This window comes from Candidatus Moraniibacteriota bacterium (assembly GCA_026396275.1).
Taxonomy (GTDB): domain Bacteria; phylum Patescibacteriota; class Minisyncoccia; order Moranbacterales; family JAPLXC01; genus JAPLXC01.
This window is the reverse complement of sequence record JAPLXC010000002.1, coordinates 66,058-84,887: the sequence shown is the minus strand read 5'-3', so window position 1 is coordinate 84,887 and position 18,830 is coordinate 66,058. Positions and strand designations below refer to the sequence as shown.

Genomic DNA, 18,830 nt, shown 5'->3' with positions numbered 1-18,830 from the left:
CTTTAGCGAGACAAGCAGGCAGGCACCACATCCGCAAATCTTAGTAAAGTGAACAGTTAATATGCCGCTTTGCGTCTTGGGCGCTAAAAACTATTTTTCTTTGTGCTTCTCTAAAGGAAGTTTGGCTTCTGATTTTTCAGTATTGTCCGGTTTCTTCTCTTCTTCCTCGCCCTTTGCAAACTCTGACAATTCCTTGTATTTCATTCTGAGCGACTTGGCTGACCGCTCCCGCAGATAATACAATTTTGCCCTTCGCACTTTTGCTTGCCTTACCACTTCAATTTTTTTGACTTGCGGAGAATAGACAGGAATGATCAATTCTACTCCCACGCCTTCTGAAACTTTGCGCACCCTTATCATTGGCGAGGAACTTTGCTTTCCTTTAACCGAGATAATGATTCCTTCAAAAACCTGGACTCTTTCTTTCCCTCCTTCAATTATTTTACGATGCACTTTAATAATATCTCCCGCTCGCAGAACCGGCATCTTCTTTTGACGGGAAACTTGATTAAATTCAATTATTTTCTTATCCATATGGTAATTATAGTTAATTTTTACTTAAATTAAAAACAAAGTTTTTTGCCTTTTTGTCCAGTTTTTTCATACTAGCTTTTTATTTTCCCTTCGTCAAGAAAACCCAGAAAATCCGCAAAATCCTTCGGTGGCCTGGCGCTGAATTTATATTTTTTTCCGCCCAAGTCAAAGATGAGCTGCTGGGCGTGAAGCAGTTGCCTAGTCATTTTAAAGCTAAGCTTTGCCGGGAAAAGCTTAGCTTTTTTTAATTTATATAACTTATCTCCCACAATCGGATGGCCGATGGAAAACAAATGCACCCGAATTTGGTGCATCCGGCCGGTTTTGGGAGTAACTTCCAGTAAAGAGTAATTATCAAACTCTTTTAGTACTTTGTATTCAGTTATAGCTTCGCGAATTTTCGTTTTAGTTTTCCTTCCGGCAATTACCTGCTTTCTATAAGTTTTTGCTCGAGCAATCGGTTTTTTGATAACTCCTTTTTTATCCTTTAAGATTCCGCGGACGATTGCTAAATATTTCTTATCGACTTTACGCTCTTTAAAAATTTTCTTTAACCCTTCATACGCTTTCATATTTCTCGCAATAACCATTACGCCCGAAGTGTCTTTATCTAGCCGGTGAATAATTCCGGGGCGCAGATGCGCATTTTTAGAGTCATCATGGATATTTTTTATTTCTGTAAATTTTGCCAGCAATCCGTTTGCTAAAGTATCATTTTCATTTGATTTTACGGGGTGGACACTCAACCCTGCTGGCTTATTGATCATAATAATGTCTTCATTCTTATAAATAACGCTGAATTTTATATTTGAATTGGAAATTAATTTTGATTTTTGATTTTTAATTTTTGATTTAATAATGTCTCCTTCTTTCAAAACATAGCTGGACTTTACTTTTTTGCTGTTCACCAGAATATTTCCGGCTCTGATATTTCTGATAATTTCTCCCCGAGAATACGAAAAAAATTCCCGCTTTAGGAATTTATCAAGGCGCTCTCCGCTGTTTTCTTTTGTGACGGCAATATATTTTACAGTCATTGCTGTTTTTAGTGGCGAAAAATAACAGTCACTTTGGCGCTTTTGGCTTGAAAAAAATCCTTGCAAAACTCCGCTGATTTGTAAGGCGGATATTTCCCGCAGCTGAAAATATCCAGATACACCGCGTTGGACTGGTTGGCAAAATGACCGGAAATAAGTGATGTCTCAATCAGCTGCGTCATTGAAAATCCGGCCACCCGCTGGTTCTCACCGAAATGAACCACTTGTATTTCTCCGAAGCGTTTCATACCGATTAAATCACAGAGTTTGGCGACAAAGTCCTTAATTTTTTCGGCGTTGCGAATAATCTCCGGATTGCATTCTTTAAGATCAATGCTGGTAAGCATGCCCCAGGGATTTTCTTTTTCATATTTTTCCAAAATTTCCTGATCGTTTGCCATTTTTATTTCTTTTAAATATTGATTTCATTATTATAACTTAATTTTTGCATTAGTCCAGCTTATTTCGTGCCTTGGGAGACCCCGCTAAAAATCAACGGGCAGGGATTCGAACTCTCAATTTCTTGCGGGAGTCCCGCCTAGGCGGGATGCGTCTTTTATTTTGTGGGCGAGGTGGGATTTGAACCCACAAGGGATTACTCCCATAAGGTCCTAAACCTTACGTGTATACCATTCCACCACTCGCCCACCAGCTATAATGGGTTAAATCTGCCAACTTGCTCCGCACCAGTCCGCCAGCTGGCGGACTGGTGCGCGGGTTTCACCACATCGGCCTATAAGCCATTAACCAGATTCAATAAATCAACATTACTCGGCTCCAGCCGTAAGGCCTCAGTAAAATATTTTTTTGCCTCTGTCTTATCTCCTTTTTGATAGTAAACAATTCCTAAATTATAATATGTCCTTGATTTATTGGAATCAACCGCTAGTGCCTTCTGCAAAACTCCAGCAGCATTGTCGAAATCATTACAGCCGGCATAAATTCCCGCCAAATTATAATAAGCCGGCAAAAAATAAGGATTGAGTTCAACGGACTTTTGATAAGCCGCTAGCGCTTCATCCAATTTTTGCATATCCCAATAAGCGTTGCCCGTGTCGTACCAGGGCTGAAACAGCCGATTGTCCAGTGCAATGGCTTTTTGATAAGTTCCGATTGCCTCTTCGTGCCTTCCCGCGCCATCGTAAGCCATGCCTAAGTTAGTGTATACCCGGGCAGACAATCCGCCCAGCGAAACATTTTTTTCGTAAAACCTTATCGGATTGTTCCAGTCGCGGTTGCGGACAATTGTTCGAATACCTAAAGCCAGGATTCCGACAGTAAGTAGTGCCACCAGAAATATCCGAAAGGAATTAAATTCAGTATACCGGATCATTGTCGCCAGCGGCAACACGAATACGGCCAGTAATCCAATCATGGGAAAATACAGCCAGTGTTCGTAAAGAAGCCCCTGAATGGGATAAATGTGAAAAGAGGGAGAAAGAGCGACCCAAAACCAAAGCATTCCAAAAGCAAAAATTTTTTTCCTTCTGAAAGAATAAACTATTCCCGCCAATGAGCTAATTACAATAATTAAACCGGATATCACGTAAGAGTTCCAAAAAGATGGCGGAATACTGATTGATTTTTCCATATAAAGTTTAGCCGGCCAAAAGAGAAGTCCGGCATACACTGCTATGCCCTGGCAGTAAGCCAGAAATTTTTCGTACCAATTCTGCGCTCCGATATTGTTGGGCTGTCCCAGATCAAAAACATCCGCGAAGTGCAAAACTGTCATTCTTAAAATAAGATAGAGGACGGCAATTCCGGTGTAGGGTAAAATGTTGATAATTTTTTTCTTCCAATTTTGAAGAAGAGGTTCAGGATAAAGAGTGACGTAATACAAAACCAGAAGAGCCGGCAGTACTATTGCCCGTTCTTTAGTTAGGAGCGCAGCCGAGAAAAAGACAATTGACCAGAAATAAAACTTGAAAGCTGCTTTTTCGGCAACATACTTGTAAAAAAACAAGAATGCCGCCAGCATCAGAGCCGCATGCATCGGATCGGCCCGGCCGGCGACATAAGTAACTGCCTCCGCCTGCAGAGGATGGGCTAAAAAAATCAGCGCGGCGATAAGTGAAGCCAGTTTGTTTTTAAACAATTTAAAAATCAGCCAATACGCCAAAACAGCGGAGAGAATGTGCCAGAATAAACTCTGAAGATGATAAAAAAGGGGAGTAAGTTTTCCTATTTTGTAATCCAGCGAAAAAGAAAAAAGGAGAAGCGGACGCCAGTAATTGTCGCGGATTCCCGATCCGGCGGTAAGATTTTCTGAAAAGTAGTTGGGAAGATAATTCCAGCTTTTGACATAGGCATTGTTGACAATGCTGTCATAATCATCCCAGAAAAGCTGGTTGGTGAAAGTATTAATGTAAAGTATCAGACCGACAGTAGCGAGAATAACGGCTACTTTCCAAAAAGAGAGTCCCTCAATGTAATTTATTAACTTAATCATTTATTTAAAAGCTCGCTAAATTCTAATTTTATTCTACCGGTCTTAATACCGAAGCAATTCGCTCTGCTTCCTCTTTAATAATCGCGCTCTCATATTCTCCGTGATGGCGCTTTGCTTCTCCATAGGTTTCTTTTTTCTGGTCCAGGTGAATATTGATTATCAGATTGCCTCCGACAACGCGGGTGAAGATATGAAACCTCGGGTAGCCCGAAGAAGACAATGGACGGACGAAGCCCATTTCATCCTCTTTACGGCTCTGAAAAATATATCCTGCCCGCCGCAAGAGATCCGCGGGATTGCCTCTAATATTTTTAATTTCAATTTTCACTTTAAAATAGTAAAAGGGATAATTTGTTTTGTAAGCATTTGGTCGGGGCACTGGGAATCGAACCCAGTCTTTACGAACCCGAATCGTACGTACTACCGGTATACTATGCCCCGTCGACTATTTACAGGTTTTAATTTTGCGATTTACACGACTATTTAACCCAATACTTATTTTTTATTTCCTTGTCTTCCTCTTCTTTTTTCTCTTCGATCTTAACCTTTGCCATGTTTCTTAACTTTTCCAAGTCCTTTTTATCCAGCTCTTTGGCACGGGACAGCAAATAATCCCGATTATTTTTAGAAGCGTCCTCAATCACTTCAGAAAGCAAAACGTCAAGAATCGCTCCGATTTTCGGTCCGGGTTTTAGTTTTAATTCTTTCATCAAATCATTGCCGTTGATTTTCAACATTTTCACTGAAATGGCGTCCTGAGAAACTTTCTCAATCATATATTCCAAGTGGCGAAGCTTATACGGCTTGGCTTTCGGCACGCCCGAGCCCAATCTGTCGGAAATTCTAAGATCAATCAGATCTTTCATGTTTTCCAAGCCAACTTTTTGAATTAATTTTCTAACAGAGCTTACTCCGACCTCATCGGGATTATAGTAAAACATGTGATTATCCACGAGAAGTTTTACTTTTTGAATAACTTCATTAGAAAAACGCAGGCGTGTAAGAATTTTTTCGGCTACTTTGGCTCCAACATGATCATGGTTATAAAAAGTTGCGTATTCGCCTTCGCCTCTTTTGGTTTGAGGCTTGGAAATATCGTGAAGAAGCGCCGCCAATCGCACTTCAAGTTTGGCAGAAGGGCAATGTTTTAAGGATAAAATACTGTGTTTATATATGGTATAGATATGATGGCGATTTTGTTTTATCCCCACGCCTTTTTCAAGTTCTGGAATAATATAATTTAATAATCCTGTTTGATGAAGCATGTCAATTCCCTCAGCAGGCCCGCCTGCAACGCTATGCCAGCCTGTAGCAGATGCAACGCTTCTGACGGGCGCAGCATTGCGGGCAGGACTATCAGACAAAATAATTCTTGCCAGTTCGTCTTTAATTCTTTCCAGCGTAATGTGTTTGAGATATTTGGCGTTTTTCTTGATCGCTTTTAGGGTTTTTTCTTCTATCTTATAGCCCAGTTCCGCGTGGAACCTTACTGCTCGCATCATCCGCAACGCGTCCTCGTCAAACCGCTCATTAGGATCGCCCACCGTGCGGATTGTTCTATTTTTTAAATCACTCTTCCCGTCATAGGGATCGATAATTTCATAATCAGTATTTTTGATTTTTGCATTTTGATTTTTTATTTTTAACGCTATCGCGTTAATCGTAAAGTCCCTTCGACTCAAATCTTCCTTTAGCGTCTTGGCAAACCTGATTTTGTCCGGCCGGCGCTTGTCGGAATATTTTGATTCAATGCGGTATGTAGTAACTTCAATAACATCATGATCGCGATCTGGGTTTCCATTCTTAATAAACGGCTTTACTTTTACGCCGACTGTTCCAAATTCATTTTCATAAAAACTGTCCGGAAATGATTTTAAAATTTCTTCTGGTTTCGCATTAGTCGTTACATCCCAATCTTTCGGTTCCTTTTCCACGATCAAATCCCGCACGCACCCGCCTACGATATAGGCCTCAAAATCTGCGGCTTCAAGTTTCCGCAAAACTTCAATTACTTCTTTTGGAATTTTTTTAATCACAGAATTATTTGGTGCCCCCAGCATGAATTGAACACGCATTTATCCCTTAGGACGGGACTGTTCTATCCGTTGAACTATGGGGGCTAATGTTTTAATTTATTAATTTATTTACAGTTTTTTCAATTTCTTCACACCAATTGTGTCCAGCGTTTTCAACTTCAATAACCGTAATATTTTTTGATCGCATAAATTCTACGGCTTTCTGATCACAGAAATAATTATCATTTTTGCCTTTAATCACAACTAACTTGTCTTCTGGTATATTATCTAAAACCTTTGAAAAATCCACAGAGAGCAGTTTTACACATTTTATAATTTCAGTAATAAACCTGAATGGATTTTTTGTAAACTTCTGGCGCTCTAAAAATAAACCTTCTGACAAAATAAATTTAATCCATTTACCAAGCCATACGAAAATATTTCTTTTTGGAAGAGGCGGATTAATCAAAATCAGCTTCCCACTTTTATTCCATTCACGCAAGGCTATCAGAGCACCCAAACTTAGACCAATTATATAATCGATTTTTTCAGATTCGCTGCTTAATTTACTTACTTGGATAGTAAGATCATCATATTTTCTGTATAATTTTAAATCGGTCATCCAGCCGGAAAGTAATAAAATTTTTTTAAGCATATTTTAAGAGTGGACCGTACCGGGTTCGAACCGGTTGCCTCTTCCATGCCATGGAAGCGCTCTACCAATTGAGCTAACGGCCCCTTTAACTTATTCTCTGAATTCATAATATCATACCAAGCGAAAAAAGTTAGTCAATAAAAAAACCGGGTTGCACTATTGAACTCACAGCGCACCCCGGTCAAGCGACTTACAAATCTTCTCCGCTGGAAGCATTTCGATACTCTTCCTTGAGAGTCTCAAATGTTTCCTTAACAGAGATAATTTTTTCCGCTTTCCATGCATTTGATCCGCAGAAGGCGAAACCATGGTTAAGGTTTCCTTTTTTCGCACTTATTAGAGCATAGGAAATGCAATAGGGACTTTTTTCTAATTCGCATGTTTTCAGGCAGTGGAAAAAGCATCTGAAAGGTTTCTTTTTGCCCGCACTGACATCATCAAGAAATTTATTTCTAATTGCTCTTCCTGGCATCCCTACGGGGCTTTTGATAATTGTTATATCGTTTTCCTTGGCATTTATATACGCCTCTTTAAACCTGATATTTGCATCACATTCATGCGTAGTGACAAATCGCGTTGCCATCTGCACACCCGAAGCTCCCAACTGGAAAAATCTATAAATATCTTCTCCTGTGTAGATTCCTCCGGCGGCGATTACTGGAATAGGCCTGCCATATTTTTTTTCATATGGCTTTATCGCCAGAATCACTTCCGGGACAAGTTTTTCTAATGAATATTCAGAGTTGCTAATCATCTGTTCTTTGAAACCGAGATGTCCTCCTGCCAGCGGTCCCTCCACAACAACAGCATCGGGAAGATATTTGTATCTTTCTGACCATCTTCTTATGATAATATCAATTGCCCTACCAGAGGAAACAATCGGTACCAGCTTTGTTTTCGCAGTGTTCTGCAAAAATTCAGGCAGATTTAGCGGCAACCCGGCTCCGGAAAAGATAACATCTATACCCTCCTCAATGGAGGTTCTCACCAGATCGGCGAAATTAGTCAATGCCACCATGATATTGACACCGAGGATTCCTTGTGATAATTCTCTGGCTTTTCTAATCTCTTTTCTTAACGCCCTGACATTGGCTTCCAGGAAATTTTTGAAAAAATCAGGTTCATTCATTCCGATCGCGGGGGTAGCAATAACGCCAATTCCTCCTTCACTGGCAACTGCCGATGCCAGACCAGACAAGGAAATTCCCACACCCATCCCACCCTGGATTATTGGCAAATTGGCGATTATATCGCCAATTTTAAGTGGTTGTGCTTGTGCCAAAATAGATGACATTTTTCACCTCCTTTTTTATTTTTTAAATAACTGTCAAAAACATTCGTGCAAACATTTTTTCTTTTAATTAATATAATACACCTTTAGGCAATATCGTCCAGTATATAGTATAATTAACGGTGATATGAATTTATTGAACTTCATCTGGATTAAATTCAAGACTAATCCAGACATCTGGTTTTTTTATGGTTTCTTAATTACCCTTACACTTTCAGTCAGGAAAGTGATTCTTTTCTATCCGATTAACGGCCAATTTAACGAATATACCGGAATTTACCTTTATTTAAGCGATATTTTTCTTTTCTTTACTTTGGTAAGTTGGGGAATTTTGCTATTATACAACAAAAATGGCAAATTGTCAATAAACTCCACTCTCCCGTCGCCTTTTGAAATAAATGTTCCACGCCCGCCTGCCCCGAAGGATATCGGGACATTTCGGGCAAGTGGAACATTTTTAAATCAATTATTGCTATTTATCCCTCTGGCACTGGTAATTTGGTCTTTCACCTCAATCTTTTGGTCCCAAAATGAGACCATTGCCTTATTTCGATCCTTTAAGTTACTAGAAATGTATTTCCTCTTTTTTTTTATTGCCTTAAGAATTGTTCCACATGGAACAATTATAAATAACAAAAATAGCTCCAACTCTCTCCTTAATTTTTTCAAGATAATAGTAATTATAGCTCTATTTCAGTCAATCATGGCCATTTTGCAGTTTGTTCTTCAACACTCCGTCGGATTATTTTGGCTTAAAGAAAGCATTATATCACCGTACTTGCCAGGAGTAGCCAAAATAATTCTGGGGGGGGAGAAATTCATTCGGGCTTATGGATTATTTCCACATCCCAATATCTTGGGAGGATTCCTAATTTTTTCTATAATTCTTACACTCTTGTACCGAAAAATGTTCCGCGTGGAACAAATTGATATTTGTCATTCTGAGCGGAGTGAAATCAAGTTAGATCTCTCGCCTCGTCCGCCTTTGGCGGACAAGCTCGGGATGACACTATTTTTAGCCACTATTATCCAAATAGCGGCATTAATTCTAACCTTCTCGAAGTCAGCCATTCTTGGGTTATTTATCGCTCTTTTTTACCTTATTTATAAGGGAAAAGACGATCTTATTCCAAGAAAGTGGCTTGAAAGAGCGTTTATTTTTCTAGCAATTGTTTTCCTTGTTTTTCTAATCTTAAAACTGGACATCAACTCCTTCTTCACCCAGAGCTGGGAGGAAAGATTGTTCTTTCTCAATGTTTCACGTGAAACATTTCTTTCTCATCCTCTCTTGGGAGTCGGAATGGGCCAATTCGTTCTCAATTTCCCGGAATTCACTGGCATCCAAACTTGGCAATTTCAGCCGGTGCATAATGTTTTCCTGCTAGTATTAAACGAGCTAGGATTAGTCGGACTGAGCTTATTCGTATGGTTTATTTGGAAATTAATGCGACATCTCAAGAGTGTTCCACGTGGAACGCTATGCGGAGAACTATCTCAGACAGCCAGCGTCTTGTTTCTTGCTTTTATTGTAATTATGCTTTTTGATCATTATCTCTGGGATATCCAGCCGGGGCAGATTTTGTTCTGGTTGGCAGCTGGGTTACTGGCGGGAGCAAGGAGGTATAAGCTTTGACAGAGTATGTAAATTATTGTGTAATATTTAATTCCCCCTGCCAGCCATACTTCTTTTAAAAAGCTAGAGGAATTACTCTTGCTTTTTTTCTTACTTGACTTATTATTGCGCACAGAGGAGGTGGGAATATGATTTCCGAAGAAGAGCACCTTGAAATGTTTAAAAAAACTTATCTTCCGCGAAAGACACTCGTGAGATTCTCTGTTTCTAGCCGGCAGATTGTAGCTCTTTCTACCATGGAAGACTGGAATAAGGCCTATGACAAGATACTAAAAATAGAGGAGCAATTGCAATGGCCGGTGCTTCAGAGATTAAAAGATCCCCAATCAGAGATTTACGAAGATGTAGATAAGAGGCGCCTTAAGCCATTTATTCGTTCCATAAAGGAGGAAGAGGAAATCAGGACAGCTGGCTACCCGAAAATGAAGGATAAAATGAAAGTTCTTATCCGAGACAGAGTCAAAATCTACAAAGAAATTTTTGATTTTTCTGATGAGGACCTGAAGTATTGCGCGCGGATGGCAAAAAGGTACGAAAAGAGAGTTGCCAGAAAGAGAAAAAAAAGGATTTGGAAGATAGGCATCGCGGTGAGCGTTGGTGTTGCCGCTGCTGGAGTAGGAACAGGGATATACTTCCGCAAAAAACACAACAACAAAAAATGATCCCCGCCTAGCACTTATTCAAAAGGCGGGGATTTTCATTTCTTTTTAAAACTTCTTGTTGTATAATTTCACTAGTGATATAATAAAGGCGTGAAATTAAATCACACCAAAATAACGCTTCTGATATTTGCGGGGTTGTGCGTTGCCAGTTTCGCGTTTTTTACCGTGGCTCAGGAAAATTCGGGAAGCGCTAAAAACATTTTTCAGGACTCTGATCAGGATGGATTAAGTGATGAAGAAGAAAAATCCTATGGAACTGATCCTTTTAATCGCGACACTGACGGTGATGGCTATTCCGACGGTACGGAAGTAAAAAGCGGCTATGATCCCTTGAAACCAGCGCCGGGGGATAAAGTAGTGATAAGCGGCAAGCAACAAGCGGTAAGCAGTAAGCAATTGGAAAGCAACAGCAATGAAGAAAGTGGCAACATAACTGCTACTAATGAGGAAAAAAATTTGACCGAGGAACTTTCCCAGCAGATCGCTGCTTCAGTGAATAATCTTACCCCCGAAAATCAGGAAATTACTCTTGAAAATATTGACGCTATCATTAATAATGCTCTTCAGCAAAATACAAACGAGTTAGATCTTCCGGAAATTGATAAAAGCACAATTAAAATAAAAAAACAAAACTATTCAAAGCTTTCTGAATCGGCGCGTTTGGAAAAGGAGCGTCAAGACGCTCTTGAATACCTGACGGCACTTTCTTATATTCTCGTTAACAACTCTCCGGAGGAAATAAAATCACCAGACGATCTAAATGAAGCATCTAGTGCGTTTTCTTCCAAAGTTACTTCTGCTATTTCATCTGGCAACTTTTCCTATCTTGACTCCTTGGTTAAAAAGGAATCAGAAGTCCTGGAACAACTCGAGGAGGTTGAAGTCCCGGCCAATCTTATTGAAATTCACAAACGCGGCCTGCAACTAGCGCTTCTAGCGCCTCAATTGGAACAAGAAGTGAAACCAGAACAGGATGACCCCGTGGCCAATATCGTTTCTCTTTCTAAGATAGGCGGATTTATGGAATTTGTTAGCCAACTTTCCGGAGATGTTCAGCAAAAATTAAAAGATTACGGGATTAGCGAAATTCCTATTGAATTATAAAAAATTCTCTGCTTATGCAGCCAACGAACAAAAAAGTAAAAGGAGCAGCTGTTGTTTTTGTCCTAGTCCTCGCTTCTTTTTTCTTTGCTTTTAATAATGTTCCTCGAGCACAAGCTGGCGTTTGGGGAGAAGATATAGCAGCCGCTGTTTTGAAGCAAACTATGGAGGTAATCCAGCGCGAGATTGAAGGGGCAATCTTGGGATCTTTAAAAATGACAGCTCTTCAGATGATGAATACCCAAGTGGGAAATCTGATTGGGGGAACCGGAATGGGAAACGCGATGTTTATCACTGACTGGCAGCAGTTTCTCTATACTAACCCCGCGAGAAATACCGAGTTTTATCTTAACGACTTTTTCACACTTACTACCGGCGGTAGGTCATCAACATCCAACTACTGTCCCGCCAATTATACTTGGGATGCAGAGGGAAATGAGTGTATATCAAACCAATCAATGTGTAAGAATGAAGGTGATAGCTGCTCTGCTTCCAGTGAATGTTGTAGTAATAATTGTTCATTTGATCAAGTTACGGGAGCGGGAGAATGCATCGGTACGGGTTCGGGAGGAGGAATAGGGGGCGGTTCTGCTACCGGAAGCTATTTCACTTATCTCGAGAATCAAGCCAGGCAAGCCACGATGGGAGGCGGAATTCCACAGGTCACTTTGCAAGAGTACACGTCTGATCCATCTCAAATGTTTGCCCAAGGCAACTGGCGGGCCTTCAGTGCCTTTATCTCTAACCCCGCCAATAATCCCTTCGGATATTCTTTAATGGCTCAAGCTGAATACCAAAGAAAACTGGAGGAGGAAAGAAAAAAAGCGGAAATTCAAGCGATTGCTTATCAGGGATATCTGGCTAGGACCTCCGGAGGAATGGTAATTACTCCCGGAAGCACCATAAAAGATATTCAATCCAACGTCCAAGACTTGGGGAATAAAATTATTGCCGGTACTACTAATCCGGCTGAACTTTTAGGGGCAATAGTGATGTCAACTATCAATCGAGTCATAACTACCACTATCCGCAGCGGGGTGGGTATGGTCCAGACCCAAATTAACCGGGAAATTCGCAACGTTGACGCTAATATGATGAATCAAGTTAGAAATACAATGAACCAACAGGGACCGGGGTCGTTGTTTAAACCGAGATATTAATTGATTTGTTACATTGCTAAATTGCCAATACAAAAAATCGCCAAAGGTGGCGATTTTTATTTTGAGTGGGCAATGCTGGAATCGAACCAGCGACCTCCCCGATGTTACATCGGGGCACTCTAAAATTGCCTATATATAAACAAGTGGGCTTGTGCAGACTCGAACTGCAGACCTCTTCGATGTCAACGAAGCGCTCCCCGCCCGTACCGAACGACGGTACGTTCGGGCGGGTAACCAACTGAACTAAGTGGGCGACACAGGACTTGAACCTGTGACCTTCACAATGTCAATGTGACGCTCTAACCAGCTGAGCTAGTCGCCCTTTTATTTAATATTTTCTTTAAAAATCTTCTTCCTGCTGCAGTTTTAAAATAAACTTCTCTTCTTCTCACTTCTTTAAAGTTTTTGTATTTTTCTGTGTAAACAATTTTTAACTCGTCCATCTTTCTTGTAGTTTTTGTTTTGCCCTGTTTATGTTCATAGAGTCGGCGCTTAATATTATTTGTAACACCTTTGTAAAATTTTCCTTCTTTGTCTTGTAACACGTATACGGTATACATAAATATAGCACTCCCCGCCCGTACCGAACGACGGTACGTTCGGGCGGGTAACCAACTGAGCTAATTGCCCGATTTACTTAAACTTTTCATCGCTCTTAATATGAATTTCTTTACTAATCTACCAATTCCTGTTTTGTAAAATCTTTCCCTGTTAATGTTACATGTTTCATGCTATATGTTCCATGATCTCACGCTTCTCCCGCGTCCAAGACCTTTTCTGCGGTTTTTACTGTTTCTTTTTCAGTTACTTCTTCCTCAACTTTTACTGAAGCAATTTCTTTGAAAAACAGCACCCAGGCGACCTGGCGGAAGGTCTCAAAGATCGACTGCAGGAGCAAAACGAGAGCCAGAAAAACCAAAGACCCCAGAATAACGGTCAAAATAACGCCAATTTTAGCCAGAATTAGATAAGCCGCAAGTCCGATTATCAGGAAAACCAAGACCAGCGTCAGAAGAAGAAGCATCGCAGCAATACCTATCGCGAGTCCGATAGGGATGAAAATCAGCATCATAATAACACTCGGCCAGATATTGCGGCGAAAAAGCTGGTAGGCGTTTTCCAGTGAAGACCTAACGCTAAGATTGGAAAGGACTAAGTAAATATATGCGTATTCCTTGATAAAAGAGACCAAAATTGCCAGCGCGATAATCAGAAGAACTGCCAGAAATCCTAAAATCACAGCTAAGATATAGGACTTAAGATAGATAAGAAAAGCCACTGGAGAAAAAAGAGTGATTATTATCCCGATCAGAAAGAAGGCAATCAGAAAACCAGTAAGGAATATCTTCCAAAAATATTTTTTTCCTTGAAGAAATCCCTCTTTAAAACTAAATGCTTTCCCTTTTTCAATTTCCGCCGCTCCCTTAATTAGTCCCGCCCGGCTGATGATTTTTAAGACAACTATCACGAGCATTAGAACTATCATAAAAAGCAGGCCCGCCAGCAGCCATTCCCAGTATCCAGCCATAAAATCGTTAAAAACACGGATAAATTCCTCTTCCTTTTTGCTTTCCTGATTGTTCCAGTTTAAAGGAAGATTAAAATTCACTCCGCCTTTTCCCAGAGCCAAAAAAAATCCAAACCACCAGAGATACCTGTTGCTCCAGGTAATTTTCCAGGACTTTTTAAGTATTTCCAGATAGTTTATTTTCTTCATGGTCCTGCTTTTAAATTTTTCTAATTCATTTTGATTTTTTGTCCTTCCGGTGGCTGTGCTTTTACTTCTTCAACTTTTTCAGGACTCTTTTTGCTAACTAATTCGGAAAATTCATCCTTCTCAATTGTCTCTTTCTCAAGCAGAACTTTCACGATTTTTTCCAAAACATCTTTCTTTTCTTTGATAATTCTGTCGGCGGTTTTTTGGGCATCATCAATCAGCCGGGAAACCTCCTTGTCGATTTCCTGGGCTGTGAATTCGGAGTAGTCCCTTTCCTCGCCCAGTTCTTTTCCGAGAAACACCAATTCTTCTTTTTTGCCAAAGGTTCTTGGTCCCAGCCGACTCATTCCATAGCGAGTTACTAAGTTTCTGGCCAGATGCGTTGCCCGTTCCAAATCATTGGCCGCTCCGGTGGTCACATCCCCGAAAGTCAACTGCTCACTAACATATCCTCCCAGAAGGGTTGCTAGTTCATCGGCAAAGTAGGCGCGGGAATAAAGCCGCTTATCTTCTACCGGAACTGCGAGAGTATAGCCCCCGGCCTGGCCGCGCGAAATTATGGACACTTTTTGTACCGGGTCAGCATTGGGAAGATTGGAGGCAACCAAAGCATGTCCGGCTTCATGATAGGCGATAATTTCTTTCTCTTTTTTGTTGATGACTCTACTGCGGCGCTCCGGCCCCAGAATTACTTTTTCAATTGATTCAGCCAGTTCCTCCATTCCGATTTGTTTTTTTCCACGACGAACAGAAAGAATGGCCGCTTCATTCACCAAATTAGATAAATCCGCCCCGGAAAAGCCCGGTGTGCGCTCGGCTAAAATGCGCAGATTTGCTCCTTTTTCCAGAGTTTTATTAGCCGTGTGGATTTTGAGTATTTCCTCTCGTTCGGAAATATCGGGAAGGTCCAGAATTACCCGCCGGTCAAAACGCCCAGGCCGCAGGAGTGCCGGATCCAGAACATCCGGTCGGTTGGTGGCCGCCACAACGATGACGCTGGTGTCGGTCTCAAATCCGTCCATCTCCACCAAAATTTGATTGAGCGTTTGCTCTCGCTCATCATGGCCTCCGCCCAGTCCGGCTCCTCGGTGTCTTCCTACCGCGTCAATTTCATCGATAAACACGATGGAGGGAGCATTTTTCTTGGCTTGCTTGAAAAGATCTCTTACCCTGCTTGCCCCTACTCCCACGAACATTTCTACGAACTCCGAACCGCTGATATTGAAAAATGGCACTCCGGCTTCCCCGGCCACGGCTTTAGCCATTAGGGTTTTGCCTGTTCCCGGCGGTCCTAAAAGCAGCACGCCTTTAGGAATCCGTGCTCCGATGGTCAAGAACCTTTTGGGATTTTTAAGAAAGTCAACGATTTCCTTTAGTTCTTCCTTGGCTTCCTGGGCGCCAGCTACATCAGCAAAGGTCACCCGTTTCTTTTTGTCTTTGGGATCAATCATCCGCGCTCGGCTCATTCCAAAAGAAAGGGCCTGGGTATTTCCCCTTTGTGCCTGGCGCATCATAAACCAGATAAAAGCGCCGATAAGAATAAAAGGGAGGATAAAAGGCAAAATGGCACCAGCCCAGAAGGCCAATGAAGAGACCTCCTTCACTTTTATTTCCACTCCCTTGAGCTTTTCTTTATCGACTCCGTAGTTAGCCAGCGATTCCGTGAGCGATGCTTCTGATTCCTTGGTAGCTTGTTCTTTGGTCCCGTCCTGAAGTTCGATATTCAGTTTGCTTCCGTCAACAGTAATGCTTTTTACTTTACCGTCATTGATCTGGTTAACCAGATCGCTCAAAGCGACATTGGCCGGTTTTTGGGCCGGAGTGCTATAAAGAATCAAGAGTCCCGAAACAAAAAGGAAGACAAGAATAATAGAGATAATGTTTTTGAGTAATTTATTCACACTCGTATAAGAATTACAAATTTCGTGACGCTCGCCAAAGATGGATTCTCTTTGGCGGAAATGTACGAATTAGGAATTCTCAAGTTAAACGATTAATGGTTAGCTTATCACCAATTCTAGTAATTTTCAAGCCCTTAAGTAATACTATTTGGGATTTACTTTTATTGCTCTTGGCAACTTTAATAATTTCGTCCAAGTGGGTTTTTTCTATGTCTTTTAAGCTTTTTTTTTCTTTTTTGATAGCTTCCAGAATTACTCTTTTTTGCAGGGCGGGATGAAGTTTCAAGATTTCGCTGATTTTTAAATTTCTATGCTTTTTATAATATCCTTCCGCCATTTGAGAAATCAAATCATAATCCTCGGCAATGTTGAGAGAAGATTTATACAAAGTTTCTTTTATACTGGGATTATACTTTTTTTCCAGAAGCGGGATTAATTCGTTTCTGATTTTATTTCGCAAAAATGGGATTTCTTTGTTGGTTTTGTCGGTTCGGTAGTTTAACTTATTTCCCTTAAGATATTCTAAAATTTCCTTCTTGGTAATTCCTAAAAGCGGGCGGATAATGTTGCCTTTCTTAAATTTCATAGAAGCTAATCCCGCCAGTCCCGAGCCTCTGATAATTCTCATAAGATAAGTTTCCGCCTGATCGTCGAGCGTATGACCAACAGCAACTAAGTCAAAATTATTATCCTTCCGGATTTTCTCAAAGAAGTTATACCGGATATTCCTAAATATTTCTTCACTGTGTTTTCCCTTAATAACCGGCTTATAAACAACTAATCTTAACTCATTCCGCAAAGCATATTTCTCTACCAATTTCTGGTCTAAATCACTATCTTTCCCCCTCAAACCATAATTCACATGGGCAATAATTAATTTAAGATTATATTTCGGCGCTAACTTCGCAAAAATATCAAACATCGCCACCGAATCCGGCCCGCCTGAAACACCCAAGACAATCTTTGATCCTTTTTGCCAAAGATCATATTGATGGGAGATATTTTGGAATTTTTTAATTAGATTCTTGCTCATTAATTTCGGTTATAAGAAATGATTTCCAGTTTAAATTTCTAGCGATCGCTAGAAAAGTAAGCTGAATTGTTACCGACTAATAAGGAGGATGGTTTATTTGACATGATTTTTGATAATCTCGGCGGTTTGAGCAATGGCTTCGTCCAGTTTTCCTTCTTCATTTACCACTTTGTAATCATAAATATCTTTGTGCTTCATCCACTGCTTAGTATATTCCATCCGTTCCTTAATATATTCCTCCGAAACCCCGTCGCGGCGGCGGATGCGGTCTTCGAGGATTTTGAGATTGGAAACTGTAATAAAAATCACCGGGATTTCCGGGAAAAGATTTTTGGCGGTAATTACTCCTTGATATTCAATTTTCCAGATTCCAACTCTTCCGGAATTTTTGACCCTTTCCAGCTCCTTTTTTTCTGTCCCATAAAAATTATTGTTATACTCCTTGGCATATTCAATAAAGTCCCCTTTTCCTATTTTTTTCTGAAACTCATCCCGGGAAATGAAATAATAAGGTTTACTCTGGGATTCGCCGGGACGCATCAAGCGCGTGGCGGTAGTTATTACCCGCTCAATGGGAAAATATTTCTTGAGTCCGGAAATTATAGAGTCCTCGCCGGCACCGGAGGGACCGGAGATGATGAAAAGGTTGAGTTTTTTACCGGTTGTTGACATATTTTTATACCCGTGCTAAATTATGAACTCGCACAACGACTGCGAAAGGAGGGAAAATGTCCAAAAATAAAAATAACAGAGAAGTAACTAAAGAAGAGGTTATTAGTTACCTTTTAAAAAGCCCGAAAATTATTTCTGTTGAATATAAGGATGGAGAGTTTCATGTTCTTACAATTAAGGGTTCTGCAGTATTTACTTTAAATTTCGTAAGAGAAAAAGGGCTGGCTGGTGTTGCATAGAGCTGGAGAATAATAATCTTCAGCTCTTTTGTTTTTTATAAAGAATTTTCAAACTCTTTCAAAAAATTTAAAAGCATTGTCTTTTTGGGAGGATTTGTTTTTCCTAGCCCATTTAGAATTTGTAAAAAAATATCAATTACAAATTTTTTTCCTAAAACACTTGTTAGGGTTGTATTTGAATTTTCTTTTTTCTTCTCCAGATATTCATTCCATTTTCTTCCCAGATAAATCTTGTCGCAATGAACAAAAACCAGATCGGCTTTTTTATCAAATTTGATCTGAGCATCGTTTCTGTATTCTTTTTTTGCAAAAGGTGGTAATTTTTCTCTTTTACTTGATACTTTTTCGGGGTTGCTTGATGTGGTAAGCTGAAGCGCTGTTGGATCTGTTATTTCGTCTCCCCTAAAATTGAACCAGACGTCCGACTTACCCTTTTTATCCTCATTGTCTGTTCCTAATTCTGCCGACTTGATAAATGGAGCTTCCTTCAATAGTTCCGCAATAATCATTTCTGCTTCGTTACCAAAGCTTTTCTCATATTTTTTGAGCCTTGCTTTTTCTTCATCTTCCTTTTCTACAAGTCTCTCGGCATCATAATAATTTCTCGCTTCGTCTTTCTTTATTTTTTCCTGCATTTTCGCGGCTTCTTCATAAGCTTTTTCGTAAGAATATTTTTCCATAATGGTTTTGTGGCTTAGGTTTAGCTATTTACTATATTATAACCAAAA

At 40.3% G+C, this 18,830-nt stretch carries 19 protein-coding genes and 7 tRNA genes; 5 read left to right on the top strand and 21 right to left on the bottom strand.

From position 1 onward, the window contains the following. Window positions 1–90: 90 nt before the first annotated feature. The 12 genes from rplS to NT136_00470 form a co-directional block, all read right to left on the bottom strand. A complete protein-coding gene (gene rplS / locus NT136_00525; GenBank protein MCX6765443.1) occupies window positions 91–534 on the bottom strand; it encodes a 50S ribosomal protein L19 in 444 nt (147 codons plus the stop codon). Between the two features lie 71 nt (window positions 535–605). Then, on the bottom strand, window positions 606–1,571 hold the full coding sequence (locus NT136_00520) for an RluA family pseudouridine synthase (GenBank protein ID MCX6765442.1): 966 nt from the start codon (window positions 1,569–1,571) through the stop codon (window positions 606–608). Window positions 1,572–1,579: 8 nt separating this feature from the next. Continuing rightward, a complete protein-coding gene (locus NT136_00515) occupies window positions 1,580–1,972 on the bottom strand; it encodes an S-adenosylmethionine decarboxylase (GenBank protein ID MCX6765441.1) in 393 nt (130 codons plus the stop codon). A 163-nt stretch (window positions 1,973–2,135) separates the two neighbouring features. After that, window positions 2,136–2,218 (bottom strand) — tRNA-Leu (locus tag NT136_00510). 86 nt (window positions 2,219–2,304) lie between these two features. Then, the gene (locus NT136_00505; protein MCX6765440.1) at window positions 2,305–4,023 is read right to left on the bottom strand and encodes a tetratricopeptide repeat protein; all 1,719 of its coding nucleotides are present in this window, start codon (window positions 4,021–4,023) and stop codon (window positions 2,305–2,307) included. 28 nt (window positions 4,024–4,051) lie between these two features. Then, window positions 4,052–4,351, bottom strand: coding sequence for a hypothetical protein (locus NT136_00500; GenBank protein MCX6765439.1), 300 nt, complete (start codon window positions 4,349–4,351; stop codon window positions 4,052–4,054). 39 nt (window positions 4,352–4,390) lie between these two features. Then, a tRNA-Pro gene (locus tag NT136_00495) sits at window positions 4,391–4,464 on the bottom strand. 38 nt (window positions 4,465–4,502) lie between these two features. Next, complete coding sequence (locus NT136_00490) at window positions 4,503–6,059, bottom strand: HDIG domain-containing protein (protein ID MCX6765438.1); 1,557 nt, start codon at window positions 6,057–6,059, stop codon at window positions 4,503–4,505. A gap of 9 nt (window positions 6,060–6,068) precedes the next feature. Continuing rightward, window positions 6,069–6,143, bottom strand: a tRNA-Arg gene (locus NT136_00485). A 7-nt stretch (window positions 6,144–6,150) separates the two neighbouring features. Then, a complete protein-coding gene (locus NT136_00480) occupies window positions 6,151–6,693 on the bottom strand; it encodes a hypothetical protein (protein MCX6765437.1) in 543 nt (180 codons plus the stop codon). Window positions 6,694–6,703: 10 nt separating this feature from the next. Beyond that, window positions 6,704–6,776 (bottom strand) — tRNA-Ala (locus tag NT136_00475). A 107-nt stretch (window positions 6,777–6,883) separates the two neighbouring features. Beyond that, window positions 6,884–7,987 (bottom strand): nitronate monooxygenase family protein, encoded by a 1,104-nt coding sequence (locus tag NT136_00470; GenBank protein MCX6765436.1) that lies wholly within the window; start codon window positions 7,985–7,987, stop codon window positions 6,884–6,886. 124 nt (window positions 7,988–8,111) lie between these two features. Between NT136_00470 and NT136_00465 the strand changes: the two genes are divergently transcribed. The 4 genes from NT136_00465 to NT136_00450 all read left to right on the top strand — a co-directional run bounded on the left by NT136_00465 (window position 8,112) and on the right by NT136_00450 (window position 12,540). Continuing rightward, window positions 8,112–9,617, top strand: coding sequence for an O-antigen ligase family protein (locus NT136_00465; protein ID MCX6765435.1), 1,506 nt, complete (start codon window positions 8,112–8,114; stop codon window positions 9,615–9,617). Window positions 9,618–9,745: 128 nt separating this feature from the next. Beyond that, a complete protein-coding gene (locus NT136_00460; protein MCX6765434.1) occupies window positions 9,746–10,279 on the top strand; it encodes a hypothetical protein in 534 nt (177 codons plus the stop codon). Window positions 10,280–10,369: 90 nt separating this feature from the next. After that, the gene (locus NT136_00455) at window positions 10,370–11,383 is read left to right on the top strand and encodes a hypothetical protein (GenBank protein ID MCX6765433.1); all 1,014 of its coding nucleotides are present in this window, start codon (window positions 10,370–10,372) and stop codon (window positions 11,381–11,383) included. A gap of 14 nt (window positions 11,384–11,397) precedes the next feature. Then, complete coding sequence (locus NT136_00450; protein ID MCX6765432.1) at window positions 11,398–12,540, top strand: hypothetical protein; 1,143 nt, start codon at window positions 11,398–11,400, stop codon at window positions 12,538–12,540. Between the two features lie 66 nt (window positions 12,541–12,606). On the opposite strand, the gene NT136_00445 is transcribed toward NT136_00450, so the two are convergent. The 8 genes from NT136_00445 to gmk all read right to left on the bottom strand — a co-directional run bounded on the left by NT136_00445 (window position 12,607) and on the right by gmk (window position 17,863). Continuing rightward, a tRNA-OTHER gene (locus tag NT136_00445) sits at window positions 12,607–12,670 on the bottom strand. A gap of 14 nt (window positions 12,671–12,684) precedes the next feature. Next, a tRNA-Val gene (locus NT136_00440) sits at window positions 12,685–12,785 on the bottom strand. Between the two features lie 3 nt (window positions 12,786–12,788). Next, window positions 12,789–12,862: transfer RNA gene (locus tag NT136_00435), tRNA-Val, on the bottom strand. Then, complete coding sequence (locus NT136_00430) at window positions 12,840–13,100, bottom strand: GIY-YIG nuclease family protein (protein ID MCX6765431.1); 261 nt, start codon at window positions 13,098–13,100, stop codon at window positions 12,840–12,842. Before NT136_00430 ends, NT136_00435 begins: the two co-directional genes overlap by 23 nt. Window positions 13,101–13,288: 188 nt before the next feature. Beyond that, window positions 13,289–14,257 carry a hypothetical protein gene (locus NT136_00425; protein ID MCX6765430.1) on the bottom strand — a complete coding sequence of 323 codons (969 nt, stop codon included), beginning with the start codon at window positions 14,255–14,257 and terminating at the stop codon, window positions 13,289–13,291. Window positions 14,258–14,277: 20 nt separating this feature from the next. After that, entirely contained in the window at window positions 14,278–16,158 is a 1,881-nt protein-coding gene (ftsH, locus tag NT136_00420; GenBank protein ID MCX6765429.1) for an ATP-dependent zinc metalloprotease FtsH, read from the bottom strand. A gap of 79 nt (window positions 16,159–16,237) precedes the next feature. Then, the gene (gene tilS / locus NT136_00415; protein MCX6765428.1) at window positions 16,238–17,191 is read right to left on the bottom strand and encodes a tRNA lysidine(34) synthetase TilS; all 954 of its coding nucleotides are present in this window, start codon (window positions 17,189–17,191) and stop codon (window positions 16,238–16,240) included. A gap of 93 nt (window positions 17,192–17,284) precedes the next feature. Continuing rightward, window positions 17,285–17,863, bottom strand: a complete 579-nt coding sequence (gene gmk, locus NT136_00410; GenBank protein MCX6765427.1) for a guanylate kinase — start codon at window positions 17,861–17,863, stop codon at window positions 17,285–17,287. Between the two features lie 56 nt (window positions 17,864–17,919). Between gmk and NT136_00405 the strand changes: the two genes are divergently transcribed. Next, a complete protein-coding gene (locus tag NT136_00405; protein MCX6765426.1) occupies window positions 17,920–18,102 on the top strand; it encodes a hypothetical protein in 183 nt (60 codons plus the stop codon). Window positions 18,103–18,137: 35 nt separating this feature from the next. On the opposite strand, the gene NT136_00400 is transcribed toward NT136_00405, so the two are convergent. Further along, a complete protein-coding gene (locus tag NT136_00400; protein MCX6765425.1) occupies window positions 18,138–18,782 on the bottom strand; it encodes a hypothetical protein in 645 nt (214 codons plus the stop codon). Window positions 18,783–18,830: the final 48 nt, after the last annotated feature.